The organism is [Clostridium] scindens ATCC 35704, assembly GCF_004295125.1.
Taxonomy (GTDB): Bacteria; Bacillota; Clostridia; order Lachnospirales; family Lachnospiraceae; genus Clostridium_AP; species Clostridium_AP scindens.
Genome location: NZ_CP036170.1, coordinates 1518475 through 1536414, shown reverse-complemented (window position 1 = coordinate 1536414; position 17940 = coordinate 1518475). Strand labels below are relative to the sequence as shown.

Annotated in this window: 18 protein-coding genes; 4 read left to right on the top strand and 14 right to left on the bottom strand. The window is 46.2% G+C overall.

Features of this window, described 5'->3' with window-relative positions:
• The first annotated feature begins 151 nt into the window (after positions 1-151).
• Together HDCHBGLK_RS07815 and saoX are read left to right on the top strand one after the other, a co-directional pair.
• On the top strand, positions 152-1306 hold the full coding sequence (locus tag HDCHBGLK_RS07815) for a double-cubane-cluster-containing anaerobic reductase (RefSeq protein WP_004608624.1): 1155 nt from the start codon (positions 152-154) through the stop codon (positions 1304-1306).
• Positions 1307-1481: 175 nt separating this feature from the next.
• Positions 1482-2762 carry an ABC transporter substrate-binding subunit SaoX gene (saoX, locus tag HDCHBGLK_RS07810; protein WP_004608625.1) on the top strand — a complete coding sequence of 427 codons (1281 nt, stop codon included), beginning with the start codon at positions 1482-1484 and terminating at the stop codon, positions 2760-2762.
• 180 nt (positions 2763-2942) lie between these two features.
• Here saoX and HDCHBGLK_RS07805 read toward each other — a convergent pair whose 3' ends face one another.
• A complete protein-coding gene (locus HDCHBGLK_RS07805; RefSeq protein ID WP_330578474.1) occupies positions 2943-4697 on the bottom strand; it encodes an IS1182 family transposase in 1755 nt (584 codons plus the stop codon).
• Positions 4698-4847: 150 nt separating this feature from the next.
• On the bottom strand, positions 4848-6497 hold the full coding sequence (locus HDCHBGLK_RS07800; RefSeq protein ID WP_004605379.1) for a sensor histidine kinase: 1650 nt from the start codon (positions 6495-6497) through the stop codon (positions 4848-4850).
• A gap of 87 nt (positions 6498-6584) precedes the next feature.
• On the opposite strand from HDCHBGLK_RS07800, the gene HDCHBGLK_RS07795 reads away from it, so the two are divergent.
• Positions 6585-7280: a response regulator transcription factor gene (locus tag HDCHBGLK_RS07795; RefSeq protein ID WP_004605378.1), complete on the top strand. Its 696-nt coding sequence runs from the start codon at positions 6585-6587 to the stop codon at positions 7278-7280.
• Positions 7281-7335: 55 nt separating this feature from the next.
• Here HDCHBGLK_RS07795 and saoC read toward each other — a convergent pair whose 3' ends face one another.
• The 11 genes from saoC to HDCHBGLK_RS07740 form a co-directional block, all read right to left on the bottom strand.
• On the bottom strand, positions 7336-7878 hold the full coding sequence (gene saoC, locus HDCHBGLK_RS07790) for a Cys-Cys-COOH (seleno)protein SaoC (protein ID WP_004605377.1): 543 nt from the start codon (positions 7876-7878) through the stop codon (positions 7336-7338).
• Positions 7879-7967: 89 nt separating this feature from the next.
• On the bottom strand, positions 7968-8678 hold the full coding sequence (locus HDCHBGLK_RS07785) for an ABC transporter permease family protein (protein WP_004605376.1): 711 nt from the start codon (positions 8676-8678) through the stop codon (positions 7968-7970).
• 18 nt (positions 8679-8696) lie between these two features.
• Positions 8697-9605, bottom strand: a complete 909-nt coding sequence (locus HDCHBGLK_RS07780; protein WP_009249863.1) for an ABC transporter ATP-binding protein — start codon at positions 9603-9605, stop codon at positions 8697-8699.
• Between the two features lie 95 nt (positions 9606-9700).
• Positions 9701-10642, bottom strand: coding sequence for a sensor histidine kinase (locus HDCHBGLK_RS07775; RefSeq protein WP_004605374.1), 942 nt, complete (start codon positions 10640-10642; stop codon positions 9701-9703).
• Positions 10643-10644: 2 nt separating this feature from the next.
• Positions 10645-11340: a response regulator transcription factor gene (locus HDCHBGLK_RS07770; RefSeq protein ID WP_004605373.1), complete on the bottom strand. Its 696-nt coding sequence runs from the start codon at positions 11338-11340 to the stop codon at positions 10645-10647.
• A 231-nt stretch (positions 11341-11571) separates the two neighbouring features.
• Positions 11572-12675: a DUF362 domain-containing protein gene (locus HDCHBGLK_RS07765; protein ID WP_009249865.1), complete on the bottom strand. Its 1104-nt coding sequence runs from the start codon at positions 12673-12675 to the stop codon at positions 11572-11574.
• 89 nt (positions 12676-12764) lie between these two features.
• Positions 12765-13589: an Rpn family recombination-promoting nuclease/putative transposase gene (locus HDCHBGLK_RS07760; RefSeq protein WP_004605371.1), complete on the bottom strand. Its 825-nt coding sequence runs from the start codon at positions 13587-13589 to the stop codon at positions 12765-12767.
• A 249-nt stretch (positions 13590-13838) separates the two neighbouring features.
• Complete coding sequence (locus HDCHBGLK_RS07755) at positions 13839-14978, bottom strand: ABC transporter permease (protein ID WP_004605370.1); 1140 nt, start codon at positions 14976-14978, stop codon at positions 13839-13841.
• Positions 14971-15678 carry an ABC transporter ATP-binding protein gene (locus HDCHBGLK_RS07750; protein WP_004605369.1) on the bottom strand — a complete coding sequence of 236 codons (708 nt, stop codon included), beginning with the start codon at positions 15676-15678 and terminating at the stop codon, positions 14971-14973. Before HDCHBGLK_RS07750 ends, HDCHBGLK_RS07755 begins: the two co-directional genes overlap by 8 nt.
• Entirely contained in the window at positions 15669-16373 is a 705-nt protein-coding gene (locus HDCHBGLK_RS07745) for a hypothetical protein (RefSeq protein WP_004605368.1), read from the bottom strand. Before HDCHBGLK_RS07745 ends, HDCHBGLK_RS07750 begins: the two co-directional genes overlap by 10 nt.
• On the bottom strand, positions 16345-16827 hold the full coding sequence (locus HDCHBGLK_RS07740; RefSeq protein WP_039909319.1) for an RNA polymerase sigma factor: 483 nt from the start codon (positions 16825-16827) through the stop codon (positions 16345-16347). Before HDCHBGLK_RS07740 ends, HDCHBGLK_RS07745 begins: the two co-directional genes overlap by 29 nt.
• A gap of 148 nt (positions 16828-16975) precedes the next feature.
• Here HDCHBGLK_RS07740 and HDCHBGLK_RS07735 point away from each other — a divergent pair, with 148 nt between their 5' ends.
• On the top strand, positions 16976-17530 hold the full coding sequence (locus tag HDCHBGLK_RS07735) for a TetR/AcrR family transcriptional regulator C-terminal domain-containing protein (protein WP_009249880.1): 555 nt from the start codon (positions 16976-16978) through the stop codon (positions 17528-17530).
• A gap of 53 nt (positions 17531-17583) precedes the next feature.
• Here HDCHBGLK_RS07735 and HDCHBGLK_RS07730 read toward each other — a convergent pair whose 3' ends face one another.
• A complete protein-coding gene (locus HDCHBGLK_RS07730) occupies positions 17584-17937 on the bottom strand; it encodes a hydrogenase maturation nickel metallochaperone HypA (RefSeq protein WP_004605365.1) in 354 nt (117 codons plus the stop codon).
• Positions 17938-17940: the final 3 nt, after the last annotated feature.

Sequence of the window (17940 nt, the reverse complement as noted above, 5' to 3'; positions counted from 1 at the left end):
TCCTTTATTTTAAAAGTCATTCTAAATTATGTCTAATAGATTGTATTTATATAGTTATTGACTATTTCGATTTCAAATTCAGTACAATCTCCTCTATAATATCTAGTAATGAATCTAATGAATCTTACTAAATACAAAGGAGGTATTTCATATGCCTGAATTCGTTCTGCCGGATAATTTCGAGACCTATCCTGAGGCCAGAAAAAAAGCATTTCTCACTATGAAAGAACTAAAAGAGCAAGGCCGGCGTATCGTGGGGGTCTTCTGTACTTATACTCCCTGGGAACTGATCAACGCGGCCGATGCGGTTGCCGTGGTGCTATGCGGCATCGGAGATGACAATATTCCGGCTGCCGAGATCAGGCTTCCCAAAAACCTGTGTCCGCTGATCAAGGCAAGTTATGGCGCGGCCGTAACGGATCGCTGTCCATTCTTCTATTTTTCCGATATGGTCCTCGCGGAGACGACCTGTGACGGGAAGAAGAAAATGTATGAATTGATGAGGGAGTTAAAGCACTGCCATATCATGCAGCTTCCGCCTGGAAAGACCGGCCGCGGAGCCTTGGATTTCTGGAAGCAGGAAGTCATCAGCGTGAAGGAAGACCTGGAACAGTTCTATAACATCGAGATAACGGATGACAAGTTACGAAGCGCTATTCGCTTAAGAAACAGGGAACGCAAGGCCGTTCTTGATTTTTTTGAGGTTGCAAGACTCAAGCCTTCCCCAATCACTGGATACGAAATCAGTACCGTCATCTCCTCCAATGAGTTTTCCCCTGACCTGGAAGAGAAGATCGCTTTCCTTGAAAAACGTACCGCCGAACTAAAGGATCTGTACGAACGTGAATATCAAGGCAAGCCTTCCAGGCCCAGGATTCTGATTACCGGATGCCCGACTACCGGCGTAATGGACAAAATCATACGACGTATCGAGGAACTGGGGGCGGACGTTGTGGGATTCGAGAACTGCTGCGGTCCCCGCGAGAAAAAGGATCCCATCGACGAAACGAAAGATCCAATCACCGCAATTGCCGAAAAGTATCTCCGGGTAAACTGCTCCGTCATGAGTCCGAACCCTGGAAGGCTGGAAGCGCTTGACGTTCAAATCGATGAATATCAGGTGGATGGAGTCGTGGAGGTGCTTCTGCAGGCCTGCCATACATTTGCCATAGAGTCTGATGCGGTCAAGACCTTCGTCACAAAGGAAAAGCACATTCCTTATATTGCTATCAATACCGACTATTCTCCATCCGACCAGGCACAGATCAATACCCGTCTGGGCGCCTTTATCGAATTATTACAGTAGCATTTATAGAAGACAGTTTGCGGACTGTCTTCTTTTATTTGCATTTCCTATATTTATCTACTTATTTATTTGAAATTACGATATTGAGACCGTCAACTTTATATTCGACGTTCCTTCTGGTATTATCATATTACCAAATATTAACAAAAATTAATATTTTCAAGGAGGATGAACTATGAAGAGAAGATTTCTAGCGGCTCTTCTTGTCGTTACGCTTCTGGTACCGGTGATTACCGCCTGCCACGACAGCAGCACACAGACCGCTACCAAAGATGTAAAGGCTACGGGATATGATCCCAAAGAAGCGGTTAAGGATTTCGAGTTCGGTGATCTGTCGGAAGAGGAAAAGAACTACACCATCGAAATGGGCTATTTCAACTGCGATCACATGGTTGCCGGGATTATCGGCGAAAAGGCAGGCATCTACAAGGCCATGGGTCTTAATGTAAATGTGACCAAATCCGCCGAGACCTTAAAGGCTCTCACAAGCGGCGCAATGGATGTCGGCTATACCGGTATCGAAGGCGCGATCCTGGCAGTCAATAAGGGGGCTCCGTTCTGCATGGCTGCCGCGAACCACATGGGAGGCTCCCGCTATCTGGTCGTAAGCAATGATATCAAAAAGCCGGAGGAGCTGGTTGGCAAGACTATTGGTTCCATGACCGCCACCCCAGAAATTGACCCGGAATTCCTTACATGGTCCGAGAAACTTGGAATCCCGGCGGATGCCGGCAGTTATAACATCGTAGATATGGGTCAGCAGGATGCCTGCTTTGCCTTAAAAGCAGGCCAGATCGATGCATTTACCTGCTGCGATCCTTATGCGTCCATCGCTGAATTTGAAGGATTTGGAAAAATTATGGGAATTGGCTGGGGCGCCGCTGACGTGGATGCCGAATCAACCGCAGACACATGGGGACTTTGCTGCATCTATGCTATGTCCAACGAGTTCAAAGACAATCACCCGGAACTTGCAAGGCGGCTTGTATACGCCCACCAACTGGCAATCAAATATATGTACGAGCATCCTTACAATGCTGCCATGATGTTTGCAGACGGATTTGATGTTGATCCTTACGTTGCCCTGCGCACGATCTACATGAAGACGGTAGCGGAAGGCCGCACCATCACCTGGCATTTTACAGAACAGAATATTGAGAATTATGAACATTATTTCACACAGTATCCTCAGATACCGGAAGAAGAAATTCCTCAGGTAAATGACGTCAGCAAATTTATATCAACCGAGATATCTGAGGATGCAGGCGTCGATGATTTCGAGTCGTTTATAAAGGAAAACATTGATCCGGTGATGCCGATAGGCATGACCTTTGAAGACTGGTATAACAAAGTAAAAGAAATAGACGGCATCTCAGATAAGGAAGCAGTAGATATAGCCGATACAGCCACTTCTTATCTGAATAAAGATCTAAAAGACAGAGAAACCTATGAATAAAGCAAAATGGGGATGTCGGTTAATACCGATTTTTAAACTCTAAATCCTAAAATAAGAATCTCCCATAAAAATCAGTGTTTTTCATACTTGATATTCTTTGGGAGATTCTTATTGTTCTTTTTCTGTATATATTTTAGGGCGCAAAACACCCATAACTGCATTTTTGAACATGCACATTTTTTAAGCCGTCTTTTCCTCGGTTTTTCCTTCGAATTTTTTAATCTCTTCATGAAGAAAACGATGATATTTATTCATGTTCCGACCAATGGCATACAGCATGAATTCTTTATACACCTTCTCTGACGTTCGGTAGTTGAATCTTCGGAAACTATCATTTTCCTTGATATCTCCAAAATGTCCTTCTGTCTGGATGGAACGGATCTGACGATTTAGAATCCCTTTCTCACTTTGGATGTTTGCATGGGATTCCTCTTTCAATGTTTCCCATTGTTCATTGATCTTCATAACTTTGTTTTTCTCAGCATCTTTTTCTGCGTTATATTTATATAAGCATTTCGCTTTGTGTTCACAACCACTACAGTCTGCACATCCGTATACCTCAAAAGTCTGGGTATAACCCGGCTGTTTTTTGGTCTCTGTGCGGATATGATGCAATCCTCTTCCGTCATGACAAACATAATACCGTTCATCCTCAAATATCTGTGTTTTCATGTTGTAATATTTTCCAATATCTTCTCTGTAAGCGCGTGTTTTCCGTTTTTCATGATCCTGCAGCTTGATGTAACTGGATATCTTATTTTTCTTTAAATACAGAAGATTTTTCTCGCTACAATAACCGCTATCTGCGGTTACTTCTTCCAAAATCTCCCCAAATGCATTTTTATGCTTTTCTAAAACCGGAATCAGTGTGTTATAGTCTGTCCGGTCATTGCTTACATAAGCATGGACAATGAAATAATTCTCTACTGCGATCTGAACATTATATGCGGCTTTTAACTGTCCGTTCAGCATGTGATCTTCTTTCATTCTCATAAAGGTGGCTTCTAAATCTGTTTTGGAATAGCTGTTCCTGTCCTTTCCCATGATCTCAAAACATTCTTTGTATCCCATAAGGCGTTCGCCGCAGGTTTCTAATTCCTCATAAAGCTGCTGGAGCTCCGATTTCCTCTTCCCTTTTCCGTAAACAAACGCAATCTGTTCCTTCTCTGCGATCTGAGTCAGATTTTTCTGAAGTTTCAAAATCTCCAATGGGGAACAGTTGTCAATCTCGATGATCGTATTATTGGACAACTTTTTATGTTTTGTCAGTTTTCGCTTCCGGTTCTTTTCAATGACATCTCTTACCTTATCCATTCCTTCGATCACAAACATATGTGCATGGGGAATGTCATATTTTATGCCATACTCATTTTCATCTATCCATGCATTATACTTCTGATACAGTGAATCAATCATATCGAGTAAGCCTGCGAGATGATAATTGATCGTCCCTCTCCACACAAATGTATAGCGGTTTGCATTGGCCTCTATTTTTGTTCCATCAATAAAAAGGGATTTCAATGTGATCAGTCCTTCTTTTTGCAGGCGGCGGAGAAACTGGTAATTCAACTCATCCAATACATCTGCAGTCAGTCTTTTATTCTTGAACTCATAAAAAGCATCCCTTTTTGGTTTCTGACCTTTGGTAAGCCAGATAAATGCAAGGTCTCTTTCGCATAATTCCACAATACGGTCAACAGCTCTAATCCCACGCATGTTTGCGTAAGTAACTACGGCATACATCATAATTGGGTTATACCCGGTTCTTCCCTTATCTGAACAATTGGCCAACAAGCCAGAAAAATCTAATTCCTCCATCACTTTTTTCAGGGTATAGACTGGATCGTCGTCAGGTAAACACAATTCGAAGAAACTGAAGTTAATTTTCTGTTGCCCTAATTCAAAAAATTCGTTATAATACTTATTGTTTAGCATAGTTACATTATAACATGTAACGGAGAAGAGATGGTTGTCGTTAGCCATCTTTTTCTCTTTTATGGAAAAATTTCAGGGGCAGATGTGACCTGGTATGAGTCACATCTGCCCCTATTTGGAACTATCTATTTCCCGATAGCCCCATCTCTTTTATTCGTGACTGCTCTCTATCCATGGGAAATCTAAAATAAATGTGGTTCCCTTTCCCGTCTGGCTTTTTACGCGGATGACTCCGCCATGCTCTTCCGTCAGCCGTTTGACGACGGTAAGACCTATCCCATTGCCCTCATTTTCCTCCTTTGTTGTAAAAAATGGCTCGAAGATTCGCTGCCGGATCTCTTCCGGTATTCCTCCTCCATCGTCTTCTACCACAAGCCTGACCATGCGCTCATCCTGCGTGCTCAGTCCGAACTGTATCTGTATCTTTCCACATTTCTCCCCGATCGCGTTCATTGCATTGGTTACCAGGTTCAGTATAATTTGGTTAAGGGCCCCTATCTGTCCTTTGATATAGTATTTGGTCTTGCATATAGATGTCTGAATCTTTATATTAGTGGGAATCAGGCGCTCTACCATCCTTACGCTGCTTTCGACTGCGAAGGTTGCATTATAGACGGTCATTACCTTCTTCGCCCTCCCCTGCCTGCTATATTCCAAAAGCTGGCGCGCAAGCACCTCGCAGCGGCTGACCGCATCCGACATCTCCTTTGCCTCCTGGGCCATCTCCTTTTGTACCTCCTCATTTTCACAGAGCAATTCGCTGTACAGCACGATCGGCGTCATAAGATTATTGAATTCATGTGCAATAGCCCCTGATAGCACCGTCATTGTTTTCGAATGATTATACTTCTGCATAAGATTCTCCTGGTTTTCAAGCGCCTTATTTGCTTCATTCAGTTCCTTTTCATGCTGTAATTCCATCTTCAGTTTTTCCTCTTCTCTATGCTGCTCTGCCATGCGACATAAGAAGATGCCAAGCCATACCAGCAGAGCCAGTCCCAGCATGGCAAGATAAAGGGCGATCCTGTCTATAGGCTCCACAATACTGTCATAATTTTCTATAATGCATAAAATGAATTTCTCGCCCGCGAATTCTGCCGTGTCATAGGCAACCAGCTTGCGCGTGCGCTCGGGAGTCCCCTGCTGAACCTGATAGGACCAGACGATTCGGCATCCATCGCCTTCATCCCCCGCCAGGGAGAATTCTTCTGCCTCCACATGCTCCCCTGACATGACCGTAGTCCCGTCAGCCTCTTTTACCACGCAGTATCCCTGATTTCCAAGTTTCAGGTTGGACAATGCCTGCTCTTCTTCATAGATATCATCCAGGTTTAATTCTACCTGCACATACCCTGCAAGACTTCTGTCTATGTACACGGCTTTCGTCAAATATAAAGCGTAATAGCCTTCCTCCTGATGAAAGACCGGCCCCGCAATTACCTCTCCGGGCCTTATCCCGGCTTCCTTGCATGCCTCTTTCTCCCATTTTTTTAAAGCCGCCATCTTATCTTCCGGGATATATCTGCTTTTCTCGCCTGTCTTTAGCATATTCTGCTGGATATCCTCTTCATTGTCCATATCTCCGGATAACGCCGCATATACCAGATTGCTCTTTGCCTTAAGGCTCGTCTCAAGACTATGGGCGCTTACTCTTGCAATGCCTGCCATGCTTTCTTTCTCGTTATTGACAATCGTCTTCTTGACAGTCTGGTAGCAGAAGAATGCAATCAAAAGAATCAGCGCCGTGACTGCCGCTGTAATCCCTATCCGTGTTCGTCTGGTCTTCTTTCCCTTCTTCATCTTATGCTCCTTCGACGGTTGACTTTAAAATTCCAGGCAGATATAATCTACCTATGGCTATTATAGCAGAAAGGCGGGTGCAACAATATGTCAGATATATCGGTCCTGATCATTGATGATGAAACTGCCGTTCAGAAGGCTGTCAGCGCAGTCTTAAAGCGCGAGCAAATGGAAGTATCCTGCGCAGGCAGCGGACAGTTTGCCTTGGATATCCTCAAAGAAAATACCTTTGATATCATTCTCCTGGATGTTATCATGCCGGAGCAGGACGGCTTTGACCTGCTGTCAGAACTGCGCAGGCGCAGGATCTATACGCCTGTCATCCTGCTCAGCGGCAAAACGGAAGACGCTGCCCAGGTAGAGGGCCTGGGTCTTGGCGCAGACGATTATATAACAAAGCCCTTCAGCAAGACTGTGCTTGTCTCCAAAATCCAGGCCATTGTGCGCCGCACACGCCAATACGCCACAACAGCAGAGAGCATACAGTCACCTATCCTAAAGGGGCCTTTTACCTTGCATATGAATTCTCAGACCATATTTAAGAATGGGAAAGAGATTGCGCTTACTTCCAAGGAATTCGCCCTTCTCTGCCTGTTTATGGATCATCCCGGGCATACATTCTCGAAACAGGAACTATTTCAGGAAGTTTGGAAAAATGATGGTTCCGATAACAATACGATTCTGGTATATATCAAAAAGCTACGCAGCAAGATCGAGGACGACCCTTCCCAGCCATTCCATATACGTACGGTATGGGGAAAGGGGTATCAGTTCTTCCTGTAAGATGAAATAGCAAAGAATGAAAAGGGGGGATGCGAAAACATCCCCTTTTTGCACTCTAGCAGCAGTCTTCCATACCTTCCCCAAACAGATCGACCATTTCTCCATCAATCATACGGTAGATGGCATAGCCTACCGCTCCCTTTTTCTCTCCTGTTACGATTATCTCAATCTCTCCTTCTTTATCGATATTCTTAAACTGTATCTTCTGGTTTTCAATCGGCCCCGGTATCGGCGTGGAAAAATTATAATTTACTCCGTCTCCGCTGTCTATCACAGCTACCGTCCTTGTAAGTTCCTTCTCGGTATAGATTACGATCAGATCCTTGCATCCATCGTCCGTCACATCTTCCTCGCAGGCAAGCACTACAGAGGCTTCCGGAAATTGTTCCTTGAACTTCCCAAGTATCTGATTGCTATCATCCACTGGCTTGGCATACTTAACTTCTCTTTTGGTCTTTCTGGCTTCAGTCTGCGTAATCTGCTTGTCGCCTTCCCTTCCCTCCAAGGCATTATGAACTGCAAAGGCTGCCAGCAAGACCAGGACGGCTATCAGGCATTTACCCTTGACACTTCTCCAAAACTTTTTAAATATATCCATACATTTTCCTCTTATGTTCTCACATTCGCATACAGATATATTATAACATCCAATGAATCTTGGCAATTAATATTGAAATTCTTGATAAATCACATAACGTCTCTCTTCTCCACCCTCTGCACGATCAATATGGCAGCCAGCACGGATATCGCCATGAACACGATCGGTACCGCCAAATTGTCTTTGAACGTGGCTCCGCCAACGTTTCCCTGCATCAGGATAATCAGCAGGAAGGACGATATGACTGTGACCTTGGATGATTTTGCTATCATTCCGATCAACAGCGCCAGCAGGCTGATGCTGATGGTGGCAGCAGACCTTATAAGCAGCTGGATATAGAAGGAGACGCTTAGCATATTGTAATCCATCGGAAAGGATGCCTTCTGACCCATCATGAAGCCCAGATTGCTGACTCCATAGCAGGCCAATTTTGCTATCACGATGCCTGCGAAGCAGAAAATGCAGACTGCCAGCATCTTCGCCGCCATAATCTTCTTCCTGTTTAACGGATAAAGAAACATCAGGTTCATGGTCTTATTTTTATATGCCCCGATGATAAATGTGGCGTGCATGGCTGCCGCAAATATCAGGAACGTTATGTCTGTAAGCAGTTCTACGTTGGTAGATACCCCCATATTGGAGATTGCCATATCCGGCACTCCTGTATCCGGGTCATTGGCGATCCCCAGAAATGTCATGGCATAGTTAAAGATCACCAGAAGCACGATCAGAATTGCCGCATTGCGTATATATTTTCCTATCTCATATTTTTCCCACTCAAGCTTGATTAATTTTCCCATTTTGATTCCTCCTAATCCCTATTCCCTTGTAAGCTTCAGGAAATAATCTTCCAAGGTGTCCTGCTTCTTGGTTACGCCTTCGATTCCTACGTTGTTCTCCGCCAGTACCTTTGAGACTCTTTCCACGGATATGCTGACGTCATAGATTCTGATTACATTGATATCAATAATCTTAAAGTTATTGATGCCAAGCTTATCATCCAGCACATAGGCAGCCTTTTTCACATCAGAAACCAAAAGTTCGATATAGGCAAAGTTCTGGTCCGTAATGGCATCCATGGAGATTTCCTGAAGCAGTTTGCCGTGATTCATGATCCCGATCGTATGGGCGACATTCTCAATCTCTGACAGCAGATGGCTGGATATAAGAATCGTAATGCCATATTCTTCGCACAGCATCCGAAGCAGATCCCTGATCTGTTTCATTCCCAGTGGATCCAGGCCATTGGTCGGCTCATCCAGGATCAGAAGTTCCGGCTTTGCCAGGACGGCCCTTGCGATTCCCAGTCTCTGCTTCATGCCCAGGGAGTAATTGCGCACCTTCTTGTCTTCCGCTCCGGCCAGGCCCAGCATATTCAATGTATCGGCAATACAGTTAGGGCTGTAATAGCCCATATATTCGCAGTGCAGCTTGAGATTTTCCTTCCCGGTCAGCCCGTCGTAGAATGTGGGATACTCGATCATGCTTCCCATCCTCTTAAGGATGTCATAAGAATTGTCATTCAGCGGCTTCCCCATCACGGTAATATACCCGGATGTCGGCTTCCACAGATTCGTGATCATCTTCATGATCGACGTCTTCCCCGCTCCATTAGGGCCAAGGAATCCATAGATCTCCCCCTTTTTCACTCTGATATTTACATCCGATACGATATCCCTGCCTGAGAGGTTCTTTGTCAGATTATGTGTTTCTAATGCGTATGTCATGTCTCTTCTTCCTTTCGTTTTCTTTATAGGTCTATCATACCGGATTCTTTTTTCAAAACTCTTGACCAATTCTTACGAAATTCTTTCGGCAGGTCTTACTGGAGATAATGATGTCTTTTCATTTTCAATGTAAATACCGTCTCCTGTCCCGGAACGCTATCAAGGGTGATATCCCCTCCCATTCTTCCCGCCAGCGTCCTGGCTATGGAAAGTCCCAGGCCATTCCCGTGCATTTCCTTATTTCTGGAGTCCTCCATCGTATACAGGCGGTCAAACACATGCGCGGCGTTTTCTTTATCAATCCCCTTTCCTTTGTCCCTGACGCGTATTTCCACCTCTTCTTCTCCCGGGATCAGGAAAATTCCAAGATATTTCCCGTCTAACCCATAGCGGATGGCATTGGTAATCAGATTAAACAGGATTCTACGGATGGCATCCTCATTACCATATACATAGATGTCTCTCTCTGGAATCTCAATCTCCACCTGCGTGCCCCGCTCGGTCAATATGCTGTAGAAATCGGCAATACTCTGCCGGCAGATCTCGCTCAGCGATATCTTGGACAGTCCAAAATCCATATCGCCAGCCTCTATCTTAGATAGCGTAAAGAATTCTTCAACCAGTTCCATCAGCTGGCTGGCCTTCTTCTGTATCTTTAAAAGCGTCGCCGTCTCGCCTGCCCCATTCATGATCAATATCTCAAGATAGCCAAGGATTACGGTAAGCGGAGTCTTGATATCATGGGAAATATTAGATAGCATCCTCTTTGCTTCTATGCCCGCCCTTTTATACTCTGCCTTCATTCTCTGCCGGTCGTTAAGCATTCGGTTTGCCTGCATGATCAGTCCTGCCACTTCCCGGCTCCCGGTAAATTCCATCACCTTTTCATCCGTATCCTCATCCAGGATCCGTTCCATCTGGCTTGCCACTTTCTTTACATTATCTTCTAAAGCCTTATATTTCCTGTTTTCCCTGACAGATACCGCTGCCAATAGAATACAGATGGCAGCCAGAATCCCTATGATCATTCCATTCATCCTTACCCTCCAATCCGATACCCGAATCCCCACACCGTAATGATATATTCCGGGTTGCGGGCATCATCCTCAATCTTATTGCGCAGCCTGCTGATATGTACATTCACCGCATTTTCATCGCCAAGATAAGCATCTTCCCAAACCAGCGAATAAATCTGCTCCTTGGTATACACTTTCTTGGGATTTTGCATCAGCAGTCTCAATATCTCAAACTCCTTTGCGGTCAGGTCAATCTTTTTTCCTCTTTTTCGCACCGTGAAATCAGCTGGATTCAGCTGGATGTCCCCGCAAGACAAGGTCGCCGGCTCTTCCTGCTTCCGACTGCTGCCCGCCGCATACTGGTTCGTCCTTCGAAGATTCGCCTTGATCCTCGCCAGCACCTCAGCCATCACAAATGGCTTGGTTATATAGTCATCCGCCCCCAGTTCCAGCCCCAGGGACTTATCCAGAAGGCTGTCCTTCGCTGATACGATAAGGATCGGCACCACGCTCTTCTCCCGGATTGTCTTCATCACATCCATCCCGCTCATCTTCGGAATCATCAGATCCAGAAGAACCAGGTCGAATTCCCCGTCTTCAAACTTCTCACATGCCTCCAGCCCATCAAAAGCCGGGACCACTTCAAATGCCTCCTGTATCAGAAATTCCTCCAGCATCTCGCTGATCTCCCTGTCATCTTCCACCAATAATATCCTCATTTTTCCACGCCCCTAACATAAGTCAAATTCTCTATCCTCTCCATAATACCATACTCCTCCCACAAAAACCTTTCATTTATCTTAAGTTATTCTGGGACTCTTTGCTGCTGAAGACAGCGCACAATATAGAAGCCGGGCCTATCAGGCGCAAAATCCCGAAGGATTTCGTGCCTGATAGGCCCGGCTTCTATTATAGCGGTATGTAAAATATAACGAGATACGAATTCCCAATTAGATTTCCACTAATTCATATTCCTGTGTCCCCAGCCCGATCTTTTCGGCATGCTCCAGGCACACCTTCCAGTTGGTTTCCGGGGCAGAATTGATGAAATGGTCATGATGTGTATGCGGCATGTCATCCAGCTGGCTTCCAGCCATCACAGGCTGCCTGTTGACCGCATCCGCACAAGCCCGATCCAGCGCCACCGGATCAAAGGACGCAAACATTCCCACATCTGGAACGATTGGGATATCGTTTTCTGAATGGCAGTCACAGTTCGGTGATACGTCGATCACTAGGCTGATATGGAAATGAGGCCTTCCCTTCACAACTGCAAGACTGTATTCGGCGATCTTCTTATTCAGAATATCGTTGGACTCGTCGTTCGGAGGACAGACTGCGTCCTTCGGACAGACGCCGATGCATCTGCCGCAGCCTACACATTTGTCATGGTCAATAAAGGCTTTCCTGTCTGTAATCTTCGGCGCATCATGGGCACACACCCGGATACAGTTGCCGCACCCGATACAATTCTCAACCTCAACGTAAGGCTTGCCTGCGCTGTGCATTTCCATCTTTCCCGCCCGGGATCCGCATCCCATGCCAATATTCTTAAGCGCGCCTCCAAATCCGGTAGACTCATGTCCTTTAAAATGGCTCAACGTAATGAATATGTCGGCATCCATAACGGCACGTCCGATCTTGGCATTTCTTACATATTCTCCTTCTATCGGCACCTCTACTTCATCGGTTCCCTTCAATCCATCCGCGATCAGGACGTGGCATCCGGTAGAGAATGGCGAGAATCCATTCTGATACGCGGAATCCAGATGATCCAGCGCATTCTTCCTGCCACCGACATACAGCGTATTACAGTCTGTAAGAAATGGCCTGCCACCTAGCTCCTTCACAGTATTCACTACTACGGCCGCATAGTTCGGCCGTAAGAATGCCAGGTTGCCAGGCTCCCCAAAGTGCATCTTGATTGCGGTGTACTTATTTTCAAAGTCAATCTCCCCGATTCCTGCTGTCTTGATCAGGCGCTTTAACTTCTGCGGAAGATTCTCCTGGAACGTTGCCTTCATATTCGTATAATATACTTTTGATTTTTCCATTGACTTTCCCTCCTGAAAACTACTGTTGAGTCCATTATAACTCATACTGCCCCAGTTCTCTACCACAATATGACATTCTTGAAATTAGATCATCTCATCTCTGACTCCTTCAGCAGTTCTTGAACCGTCGTTTCACTCTCTTCAAGCAATTCTGCAATCTCCTTCACAGACATCCCCTTGCGATATTTCTTTGCCGCCAGTTCCCTTAATTTATTATGCGCTCCTTCTTCCCTTTCATAATATTTCTCTTCCCAAGCCTGCATATACTTCACCCCGACTTCCTCGCTGAGCCTCACCTTACGCACCCGCCTATGGATCCGCTTGATCCGCTGGCTGTCCGTGCTTGCCGCCCTCTCATCCGTGGTTTCCTCCAGATAATGCAGGAACTCTGCCAGTTCCCGGGGCACCTCGTCATCGTTTTCTCCCCGGGTATTCAGGAAGATCCGCGTCGCACCATCCTCCAGCAGGCACTCCGGCTCCTCCTCGCATCTGGCTCGAAACGTATATACATACTTCTTATGCCCGAACAGGTCAAAAGGCATGATCATTATGATATACGACGTGTTCAGCCGATTGTAATCCGGCACGCCCGGCTCCAGAAGCCCGGCATCCACCAGGGACTGGTAATATCTGCTGCGCTTCGCCAGATCCGCCCTTCTCTTCTGCTGCATCTCCGTGTTATAAACGGCCTTCTCCTCATCCATGGAGAATACGTCCATCCGGATGGAGCGCAGAAGCGGCGATACCCGGAGTTCCTTCTCCGTCTCATTCTTCTCAAGCAGCGGGATGTCCCTCTGGAATATAATGCCCAGGACGTCCTGATGGATCTGGGGATCCTCCAGCACCTCGTCGAACAGGAAGCGGCTGGTAAGGTTCAACTCTTGCAATGGTATTAAGTTTTGTTTTTTGTCCATAGGTTTCTCCTTTCATCTTATCACAAGCAAAAGTTTCTTAACAGATAAAAAGTCAAAAAATCACACGCAAGCGCATCCCCCCTGACATCATTGGATTGAAATCATAACATTGGATTAATCGGCGATCTGCCATAGAATAAAAAAGAATGTCTGATTTGGTTTTTATGCTACCATAATTTCTTTGGTTCTTCAATACCAAACGGGGATTCTGCAAGATGCAGAATCCCCGAATCATTTGAGCAAATATACTTATCTGCCGCTCACCTGGTAGTTTTTATATAAGCGGCCACCCAGTACGATGCATACTGCCGCGACCGCAAGGTAGACAATCGGCACCACCTGCCAGGCAGCCAGATATCTTCCGAATATCTGGAACAGCCGCACGCCGAATGGGCCTGTCGCGGAGAGGACATTGCCCGGAACCAAATCCCAGGCCTGCGCAAGCGCTCGGTACTGATCCGGCACGGTTGCAAAGAGGGATACCAGCATAAATCCTACCATCACCGCCATCGGCGCTACATTGCCCCTTGCTTTCTCTGACATCAGCATTCCGGCCGCGCTATGCAGGATCGCTGCCAGAAGCCCCATCGCCATCATGATCAGCAATCGTTCTCCAGCGGTCATCGCCCATGACTCCAGCGGGGCAAAAGACTGAATCGGAGCATCAAATCCTTCCAATCCATTTATCAAAAATGTAGGAATTGTTATTGCCAGAGCCATCATCACCGTGGCCGCCAGCGAAAAGGAAATACCTACCGCAATCTTGGCCAGATACAGCGTCTTCTTCCCCATATTCGTGCATAAGTTCAACTGATCCGTCTTTCTTATATGTTCCTCCGCGAATACGGATGGAATGCAGATGGCAATCAGAAGCGTCTGCAGCAGCCCGACAAATACCATCTGCGTGCCTGCCTCCTGGTATCCGTCTGAATATTCATATGTCAGAGGTTTTTCAATCTTCTCTTCCTGCTCTGCCATATACTTTTTTTCTCCCTTGGAAAGCCTGGCGCTCTCCCAATTTGCCTCTATATTGTTCTCACGGATCTGGTATAGTTCTTGTTCCTTTAGGCCATCAACTTCCCATCCGCCAGTGATATAGTACACCATGTTGAATAGCCCGCCGGGAATATCTGACGGGGACTCCTCCATATTTTTGAGCGTCTTCCCATCAAGCCTGGTTCCACTGGCTTCCTTGTCCTGGGCGACATGTTTTTTCTTCAGATCATATCCATTGACAGGTTCCCCATCAATGGTATAACCGGTAGCCATGTAGGAAATGCAAGGCAGAAGGATGCAGGCTGCAATCATAACTGCAAGCGTTATCCATACGATCTTACGCTGAAATAATTTCTTATACTCAAAACCAGTCAGCAACCAGAAACTACGCATGTTCTCCCACCTCCTCAAACTGCTTCAAATAGAACTCTTCTAAATCTTCTCCGATCTCCTCCTGTGTTCCATTGAAAATAATCTGTCCGTCCTTCATCAGCAATATCCGGTCAGCGATATGTTCAATATCAGATACAATGTGGGTGGAGAGAATCACGATGCTTTCTTTTCCCAACGCTGCGATCATATCCCGGAAGCGCACCCTCTCTTTTGGGTCCAGCCCGGCGGTGGGCTCGTCTAAGATCAATATCCTTGGGTGGCTTAGAAGAGCCTGGGCAATTCCCAGTCTCTGCTTCATGCCCCCGGAATAAGTCTTAATCTTCTTATCTCCCATTTCTTTTAATCCCACCTCATCCAGCAGCTTTGCGCATCGCTTTTGGGCGCGGCTTTTCGTCATTCCCTTCAGCACCGCCATGTACATCAGGAAATCTCTCCCCGTAAAATTAGGATAATATCCAAAATCCTGGGGAAGATACCCCAGTTCCTTGCGGTAGTCTTCCGTTGATACATCCATATTCTCAAACATGACCGTGCCGCTTGTAGGCCGTAAAATTCCGCACAGCATACGCATCAGCGTAGTCTTTCCTGCCCCGTTTGCTCCCAGAAGTCCATATACGCCCTGATGAAGCGTCAGGGATATCCGGTCAACGGCAATCTTGTTCTTATATTGTTTCGATAATCGGTCAATGATTAATTCCATACCAGTTCCTCCGACTGTTGTAATAATTTTTTAATTTCACGCCCCGCAAGTATGGCAGTGCCCGCAAGAAGCGCAGCCCAGTAGCCGGAGCGCATTAGCCCCATGATAGAAATGTTCATCACCCCTGGTAATACAGAGGCAGCGCTCGCCAGAATCGTCATTCCAAGGCAAGAGTAGATGCTCTCCTTGCCGCTTACCTTCCTGACCAGCATGAGATTCAAAAATGTGGCCAAAAGATATGGAAGCAGAAGATAGACCCCGGCTGTCAAAAGCGAAGACCTCCTCCAAACAAAGGCTGCCAGAATCAAAAGCAGCATAAGATTGCCCAAACCGATCACGCCCATTCTTGCCATTACGATGGCCTTTAGAGAAAATCTTGATGACAGTTCCAATTCCTCCATCCCATATCTCAAAGAACGACTGTTCTCCGCTACCACAGACAACGCCAGAAACGGGACAAATGCAGATATGGGCCACAGCAGTTCAAGTTCTGCCTGCCTAAGCGCAAACAGCGCTGACAGAAAAAAGACTACTGATATCAGCCAGTTTCCTTTGCGGATATAATGTACCTGCATCCTGAGGAATTCGAGATGGGTCAGTTCCGGCTCGCCAATCCTCTGAAGGAATTCATCTTTTTTAAGCGACGGAGGCGCTTCATATATTTCCTTAAGTCCTGCTTTTATCTCTTTCTTCATAATCCTCCCTCCTTCCCAACTCTTCTTTTAACTGCTTCAGGCATATCCTTAATCTGCGGTAAACCGCGAACCGGGAGATGCCCATGATTCTTCCGATATCATTGATTGGCACGTCATTGACGTACCGAAGCAGGATTAGTTCCTGTTCCTCTTCCTTAAGCTGTTTTACGGCCTTTCTAAGTTCCATCGTCTGTATCAGGCCATCCTGCTCATCCTCCCCCGCCAATTCATAGTCCTGCGGAAGCGGCATTTCCTTTTTCTTCCGATAATAATCCGTGCACAGGTTGCGGGCTATCGTGTATAGATAGGCAAGACATTTCCCTATCTCCCGGTAAGAATGGACCTCCAAAAAACGTAGGAAGGCTTCCTGCGTAATATCTTCTGCCGTCTGCTGATGCCGGATCCGCAGGTAGCAGTATCGGTACACTTTATCATACTGTTCTTCTATATCCATGGATGTATGAAGCCCTCCTTTCACTTTATTTAACGAATCATAGCACAGAAATGTGCGGCTGTGCACATAATTATTTGCAGTTCCGACTCCTATCATTTATAATATTACTTAAGATTACTGCCGTAGAATGATTGACGGGAGGTTTGCCATGACCCACAGTTCCTATACAAGGCAACGCATTTTCGATGCCTTTAATGAATTACTAAACCATATGCCCTTTGAAAAAATCACCGTGGAAATGATCATCAATCAAAGCGGTGTTTCAAAGTCCACATTCTACCGATATTTCCATGACAAGTATGATGTCTTGAACTTTAATTCCATGGTATTGGCGGAACGGCTGATCGGCCAGCGGGTCTGCCGCAGCTGGAGGGAATTCCTGCTGCATATGTGCAGGGGAATCGCCGAGGACTCCTGGTACTATCGGCGTGCCTTCCGCTCATCCGGACAGAATGCCCATTCTGGATTCCTATATTCCTATTCCTTTGGAATCGTCGAGAAATGCTACTTGTCTTCCACGGGTCAGACTTCGCTTAGCGTGCGTGACCGCTATACCATAAGCCTATACTGCCACGGATGCGTAGGCATTCTGCAGGAATGGCTCAATACCCCGGAGGATATGACGCCGGAGGATTTGGCCGGCCTTTTCTACGAGGCCATGCCGGAATATCTAAGGAATACCTGGATTGTTGAAGAAAATTAACTAAGAAAGAGCGGCCTGGCATCCTAAGATGTCGTGCCGCTCTTAAAATCTGATCAATATGCTTCTATATTCTTTATAAAACACTCCCGCCCGGTCAGAAGTTCCAGGAAATCCTGCTCCCCACAGGCCGGACAGCCGCCGCTTTCTTTGAACTGTTCCAGACTGAAGGATTCTCCGCAGCTGTGGCACAGATACCTGGCAGGAAGAATCTCGATCTTCAGTTCTGTATGCGCAAAAAGCGGGCTTCTCTCCACAGCCGCCGGAAAGCATTTCTTAAGATAATCCGGAATCACGGAACTGATCTCCCCAATCTGCATGGTAATGGCCACAATCTCTGTAAGGTCATTGTCCCTGGCGATTTCCAGCACCTTATCCGCTACGCTAAATACGATTCCAAGTTCATGCATATG